Genomic DNA, 7,859 nt, shown 5'->3' with positions numbered 1-7,859 from the left:
ATAGTATGAAACTTGTAGCTCATAGACTTGTTAATTTTTGGTGTGAAGCTTTAATGGATGAGACTATTATTAAATCTAAGGAAGAAAGAAGCATTATTTATGATGAATTGGTATATGCATTTTTAAATCAAATGTTTGCTCCAAATTCACCCCAATGGTTTAACACTGGTCTTAACCTATCCTATGGTATTAAAGGTGGATCATTAGATAATTTTTATTATGATGAAAAATCAAAGATGATAGTTAAAAGTGAGGATGCTTATACAAGAACTCAAGCTTCAGCTTGTTTTATTCTATCAATTCAAGATAAATTACTAGGCAAACATTCAATTTCTGAGCAATATGTAACAGAGACCAAATTGTTTAAAGGTGGTTCTGGTACAGGAACTAATTTTTCGAGCATTCGTGGTATTGGAGAAAAATTATCTAGTGGTGGTATTTCCTCTGGTCTCATGAGTTTCTTAAAAGGCCTTGATAGAAATGCAGGTGCAATAAAATCTGGTGGAACTACAAGGCGTGCTGCTAAGATGTTATGCCTTGATATAAATCATCCTGAAATAATGGAATTCATGACTTGGAAAGCTAAAGAAGAAGATAAAGTAAGGGCTTTAACGAAGATGGGTTATGATGGTAGTTTTGAAGGAGAAGCTTACGAAACTGTTTCTGGTCAAAACGGAAACAACTCTATAAGATTCTCTGATGAATTCATGACTAAAGTTGATAATTTATCAAAAGAGCCTAATCAAACCATTACTCTTAAGGGAAGATGTGACCCTGAAGTTGACAGGGAAATAAGCGTAAAAAAATTATGGGATACATTTAATGACGCTGCCTGGAAATGTGCAGACCCAGCTCCTCAGTTTGATGATACCTTTAATGCTTGGCACACTTGTCCTGCTGGAGAGGATGGAGAAGTTGGTGCTAAACATAATAGAATTAATTCAACCAATCCTTGCGGTGAATATGCCTTTCTAGATGATACTTCTTGTAATTTAGCATCTATTAATATTTATAAATTTTATGATGCTTTAACTAAGAAATTTGATGTAGATGGTTATGTTCATTTAATAGGACTTACTCAATTAGTTCTTGAAGCATCCATATATTGGGGACAGTTTCCAACTGAAGACATAGCAAGAAAAAGTTATTTATTTAGAACAACAGGTCTTGGGTTATCAAACCTAGCTTCGTTATTTATGGTTATGGGATATCCATATGACTCAGAAGATGCTAGAAATATCGCATCGTCTCTAACTGGAATAATGACTGCGCAATCTTATTATGTTTCATCATTAATTGCTAAAGAGTTGTCTCCTTTTGAAAAATATGAAATTAATAAGAACTACATGCAGATAGTTATAAGGAATCACGCAAGAGCAGCTGGAGCAATAAATAGTAGCTTTGAGAATCTAAACTATGAACCTATAAAAGTTGACCACGCTGTTTTAAATAAAGACTATTTAGGTGCTATAAGTGAAACATTAAAAAATTGCTGGACAAAAGCATTAAGTAGTGGCGAAAACTATGGTTTTAGAAACGCTCAAGTAACAGTTTTAGCTCCTACTGGAACTATTTCCTTTGCTATGGATTGTGGTGCTACATCTGTAGAACCATATTTCAGTCATTTTATTTATAAAAAATTATCCGGTGGTGGTTTTATGACCATCGTAAATCCTGTAATTAAAGATTCTTTAGAAAACCTTGGGTATTCCGAAAGTGAAACAAATGATATTTTTGATTACATTCTAAGAAAAGAAATGGTTAATGAAAACGGCTTTGAATACGAGAAAATTCTAGATGGTAAAATTGAGGGTGCTCCTCATTTAAAATCTAAGCATTTAGCCATATTTGATACAGCAAATAAATGTGGTAGTGGTAAAAGATATATTTCCTTTATGGGACACGTTCTTATGATGGCAGCAATAACTCCTATGATATCAGGTTCTATATCAAAAACTGTAAACTTACCTAAAAATGCCACTATTGAGGATTTTAAAGAAGTTATATTAACTTCTTGGAAATTAGGCGTAAAAGGTATAGCCTTATATAGAGATGGTTCAAAGGCAAGTCAACCTTTAAACACTACTTTGTCCGAGGATAAAGAACTATTACTTGAGGATTTATCATATGATGCTCTTTTAAAGAAAGCAAGATCATTACAAAAAACTTCAAATCAATCCCACTCAACACGTGAAAAACCAATTGGTATTCGTTATGGAACTACTCATCCTGCTCAAATTGAGGATGTAAAAATTTATACAACGGTAAATAGGCGTTCAAATGGTGAGATTTCTGAAATATATATAACAACGGATAGAGAAGGTACTATTATTACAGGATTATTAAATTCTCTATCAAAAGCAATCTCAGTTATGCTTCAACACCATGTACCTGCAGAAGCTATATCGAAGATGCTTAGAGGTCAAAAATTTGAACCTTATGGTTTTGTACAAAAACATCCTTATATTAAATCAGTTTCTTCTATTTCTGATTTAATTAGCAAAATTATTGATATAGAACTAGGTGACTACAGTAGATGTCAGATTAAACCTGACAATTACGAAAACACAAATATACCTAATAACCCGCTAATCCCCATTGAAAATGAAATTTCAACAACCTTAGAAGAAAATGAAAATATGGTTTCTCCTTCAAATAAAGATGATGGCAAAATTCAAGGTGAAAGATTATACTCTGAAACCTGCTCACTTTGCTCAAGTACTAGACTTGTAAGAAATGGCACTTGTAAAGTTTGCCTTGATTGTGGGACAACAACTGGATGTAGTTAATGGCATGTCCATATTAACTTTGACATTCACTACAAAACGGATATTTGTACGTAAATATTAAAATAAATAAATAAATAAAAAAATCGCTATTTATAATTTAAATAGTGGTTTTTTTTACATACATATAAAGCATCAAATCTACTTCTAATTAAATCTATTTAAACATAATTCATATATGGTATAATATTACCAATCAATAGACAAATTCACAGAATTTATTAATAAATTTAAGGAGGATAGATCTATGAACCCAAATGTTAAAAGTATAAGCATTTACCAACTAAAACCAAATATGATTTTAGCTGAAAATTTAATACTTGATGGAGTAACTTTAGTTGCAAAGGAAATTGCATTAAATAGTTCAGTTATAAAAAAAATAGTAGAATTTTATCCATCGAACACTGTAAGTATTTATACTAGTGAAGCAGATCTCATAGTACCCATTTCACAAAATTCAAGAGAGCAGAGCTTAATTCAAACTGAGAATATATTAAATCGTTTTTCAAATAAGATAGATATATTTTTACATAGCCTACAAAAGGATTCACAGCCAGATTTAACAGAAATTAAAATTATGTCCAAAGAAATTTTAGATAATCTTACCGATTATGGTTCAATTATTAAGAATATAACAAATTCTAAAAATATAGACGAATATCTTACTCACCATTGTGTAAACGTCGCACTTTTAAGCTCTATGCTAGGAACGTGGCTTAATTTACCTAAGAATAAATTAGTACTTTTAACTCATGCAGCTTTCCTTAGTGATATCGGCAAAACTAAAATTAATCCCACTATATTAAATAAACCTTCTAAACTTACAAAGCCAGAATTTGATGAAGTTAAAAAGCATTCATTTTACGCTTACGACCTTATAAAAGATATTCCACTACTCGATAAATCCATAATTTCAGGTGTTCTTATGCATCATGAACGTTTAAATGGATCAGGCTATCCTCTTGGTTTAAAGGAAGATAAAATTACTACTTTTGCAAAAATAATAGCAATTGCAGATACATTTGATGCAATGACATCTGACAGAGTCTATAGCAAAAAGCAAAATCCACTTAAAGTGTTAGAAGTTTTGCAACATGATTGCATTGATCTATTAGATTATAATTATATAACTACATTTGTAAGACATATGTCAAACTATTACACTGGTGAAATGGTAAAACTTAATAATGGTTTTATTGGAAAGATAATTAAAATAGACATAAATAATATATCTAAACCTCTTATATTTGTTGATTCAAATTTTATAGATTTACAAAATGAAAAAAATCTATCTATTATAGATCTTCTACCATAATCATGGACATACAGACGAATTAGAATTAAGATATAAGTATACTAATAATAATTTGTGAGGCGATTTTATGTTAAATTTTGATTATTCAATTCCAACTAAAGTTTTCTTCGGTAAAGGTAAAATTAGTGTTTTACCTAAGCAAATAAAAAAATATGGTACAAAAGTACTCCTTGTGTATGGAGGCGGGAGTATAAAGAAAAATGGTCTTTATGATGATATAGTTAAAGGACTAAATGCAAATTCAATTGACTTTTGGGAACTTTCAGGCGTAGAACCAAATCCAAGAATAACAACTGTAAGAAAAGGCGTGGAAATTTGCAGAAAAAACAAAATTGATCTAGTACTTGCTGCTGGCGGAGGAAGTTCTATCGATTGTTCAAAAGCTATTGCAGCAGCTTACTATTACGAGGGAGATGCATGGGATATAGTTAAAGACCCAAGCAAGATTTCTAAAGTACTTCCAATAGCTACTGTATTAACTCTCGCAGCAACTGGATCTGAAATGGATACTTTTGCAGTTATTACAGATATGGATATCAATGAAAAGTTAGGAACTGGTCATCCTGATATGGTACCAAGATTTTCGATACTAGATCCTACTTATACTTTTTCAGTACCCCAATATCAAACTGCATCAGGAACAGCAGATATAATGAGTCATACTTTCGAAGCATATTTCAGTAGTACAAAAGAGGCTTTTTTACAAGATAGAATGGCTGAAGCAATTCTTAAAACTTGTATAAATTATGGCAAAACAGCAATGGAAGACCCTAAGAATTATGAAGCGAGATCAAATTTAATGTGGGCCTCAAGTCTTGCAATAAATGGTCTATTAAGTTTCGGAAAAGATAGCAACTGGGTTGTTCACCCAATGGAGCATGAGTTAAGTGCTTATTATGATATTACTCACGGAGTAGGTCTTTCAATTTTAACTCCACATTGGATGAAATATATTTTAGATGATAGCACTGTAGACAAATTTGTTGAATTTGGAGTAAATGTATGGGATATTGAAAAAGGACCAGACAAATATGCCATTGCAAATGCTGCAATTGCTAAAACTCGCGAATATTTTGTCTCACTTGGAATTCCTACAAAACTTAGTGAAGTTGGAATAGACGAAAGTAACTTAGAAGAAATGGCAAAAAAATCTGTAAGATACGGAAAGATAGGTAGTTTAAAACCTATAGATCATAATGATGTACTAAACATATTCAAGTCAGCATTATAAATTTATTTATAGATAAAAGGACCATCTAAAAATAGGAAGTAATTTCTATTGCGAGATGGCTCTTTTTTTCTTATGTAAATACAAAATTTAGAGTAACTTTTTAGTAATTTTATTAAAATTAATAAGGAAAAGAGGATATCTCTTAAAATGATTTTTTTATCATTTTGAGACACCCCCTTTTATTATTTATTCAAACTTAAACATTTTAAGTTTCCCTTGAAGTTCCTCAATTAATACAATAAGATTATTGGCATGGTTATTAACTTCCTCTGAGGAAGCTGATTGTTCTTCCATAGAAGCGACTATCTGCTGCGTAGAAGCAGAAGTTTCTTGTGCAACTTCTGATATACCATCTATCATTGTAACTACATTATCCTTATTTTCATTAGTTGTCTTTATCCCTAAAAGTTCTTCTTTAACCTCCGCCAATACCTGATCAATTGAAGATGTGATCCCTTGCATTGACGTATTTATATTTGTTACAGCTTCCTTTTGAATTTGATTAATTCCATTTGTTTTATTCATAAATTCAACTGCCGAACTTGTATCATTTATTATGCTATCAATAATTTCTTTAATATTTAATGACGAATCTTTAGATTTTTCAGCAAGTTGCTTTACTTCATCTGCAACCACTGCAAAACCTTTTCCTGCCTCACCTGCTCTTGCAGCCTCAATAGAAGCATTTAATGATAAAAGATTAGTTTGCTCTGAAATCTCAGCTATAACATTTGTAACCTCTGCTATATCATTTGATTTTTTATTTAATTCACTAATAATTTCAGAAACCATTCCAAGTGATATCTCAAGCTTTGCATATGAACCTTCTAGAGTTCTAACATCATTATTACCTTTACCAATATCATTTGTAGTCTTATTTAACAAGTTTTCTATTAAATTTGATTTACCACTAATTGTTTCAATTTCATGTCCAAGGCTTACGATAGCAGTGGCTCCATCCTCAATTTGTTGAGTTTGTCCTTGTGTTCCAGAAGATATCTCCCCTATAGACTTTGTTACCTCTCCAATTGCCAAACTATTTTGTTCCGATATAGTAATCAAACTACTTGCTGTTTCTTGTACTGCGTTAAATTTTTGGTTTAATTCAGAAATTAAAGAGTTTAGATTTCTAGTCATATCATTAAAATCATTTGATAAATCTTCTAATTCATCACCTGAGCTTATATCTAATAATATTGTCAAATCACCCTTTGCTGTTTTATTAACTACGTCTTTAATATGTTTTATACCTTTTACCAATTTATCACTTGTAATAAAAGCTAATAAAACTACTAGTATCAATGTCACAACTAAAACTATAACACTTAGCCTAACTAAGTAACTTATTTTATTTGTAACTACTGATTCTGGCTTTAATGAAATCATCTTCCAATTTAACCCTTCTATAGTTGAATAAGATGCATCGTATGCAGTCCCTTCTATAGTAGCCTTAGTTGTTCCTTTCTTATTGCTATACACCTTGTCAGCCCAAGAATATTCTTTACTAAAAACTTCTTTATTTGCTACAATATCTATAGTTCCTTTATCATCACTTTTTCCTGATAAACTTGGAACTATATTTTTACCCATCTGAGTAAATAGTGAAGAACTTATTAGAGTTCCCTTGTTATCAAGAAAAATCAACTTATTACTATTTCCTTTTTCAAGATTTGTCCTAACGTCCCCTAATGATGCTAAACTAATATCATATCCTAAAGCTCCAATGAACTTTCCATTTTGTTTCACAGGATAAGTAATGGAGATCATCATTTCCTTTGTTCCTCCCGTATCCTTGTAAACATCAAACCATACTGTATCACCTTTTGCTTTTGTCTCCTTAAAAGTTTTTGTATTTAAAGCGCCTTTAAAAGGGGTCCAAGGAACTATGTCCATGAATCCTGTTTTTGCACTAATATAATAAGTAGCAACAAGAGATTTGTCATTGTTTTTTGCATTCTTAAGTATATTTGTTATCATAGCATTTTTATCTTTACCGTTATCCACTGTACCGATTCCATTTGCTACTTCTTTAATAGAAGATTCGTATTTCGACAAATATGTATCTATATTTTGACCTGAACTTTGTGCAATAAATGAATTTTGTTCTTCCGTTGAACTTTTTATTTGTCTATAAGAATATGTTATAAAAGTTCCTGCAAGTATGCATGAACATACAAGTGTTGTTAAACTCATTGATAATATAAATTTCTTTTTTATCGATGTTCTTTTTACTCTTTTTTCTTTAGCTCTTTTTTCTTTCAAGACTTTTGCCCCCTATAATTTTGGACTATGTTTAAAATAATATTGACTATATAACAATTTCTTCGTTGATTAGTCCATCTATTATAATTGCATGATTGTGAATACATACCTAATATTAATTTGCAATATTCAGCTTAAACATAGCCTAATTATTTTATTTTTCTAACACTATATCTAATTATTACATTCACTCCCTTATTAAATATATATATTAGCCGATTGCGCAATTCTGCAATCATTGAACCGCCTAACTTTTAAGCCGTTA

The 7,859-nt window shown here is 30.9% G+C and carries 4 protein-coding genes; 3 read left to right on the top strand and 1 reads right to left on the bottom strand.

Annotation, left to right across the window (positions count from 1 at the left end):
• The 3 genes from Q0649_RS22720 to Q0649_RS22710 all read left to right on the top strand — a co-directional run.
• On the top strand, positions 1-2,789 hold a 2,789-nt coding region (locus Q0649_RS22720; protein ID WP_298847361.1), incomplete at its 5' end, for a vitamin B12-dependent ribonucleotide reductase.
• Between the two features lie 244 nt (positions 2,790-3,033).
• Positions 3,034-4,101: an HD-GYP domain-containing protein gene (locus tag Q0649_RS22715; protein ID WP_298847358.1), complete on the top strand. Its 1,068-nt coding sequence runs from the start codon at positions 3,034-3,036 to the stop codon at positions 4,099-4,101.
• A gap of 67 nt (positions 4,102-4,168) precedes the next feature.
• Positions 4,169-5,332 carry an iron-containing alcohol dehydrogenase gene (locus Q0649_RS22710; RefSeq protein ID WP_298847355.1) on the top strand — a complete coding sequence of 388 codons (1,164 nt, stop codon included), beginning with the start codon at positions 4,169-4,171 and terminating at the stop codon, positions 5,330-5,332.
• Positions 5,333-5,518: 186 nt separating this feature from the next.
• Here Q0649_RS22710 and Q0649_RS22705 read toward each other — a convergent pair whose 3' ends face one another.
• Complete coding sequence (locus tag Q0649_RS22705; protein ID WP_298847352.1) at positions 5,519-7,594, bottom strand: methyl-accepting chemotaxis protein; 2,076 nt, start codon at positions 7,592-7,594, stop codon at positions 5,519-5,521.
• Between the last annotated feature and the right edge of the window lie 265 nt (positions 7,595-7,859).

The organism is uncultured Clostridium sp., assembly GCF_937920395.1.
GTDB lineage: Bacteria > Bacillota > Clostridia > Clostridiales > Clostridiaceae > Clostridium_AD.
Note: the sequence above shows the minus strand (reverse complement) of the source record. Positions and strands in the feature narration are given on the sequence as shown.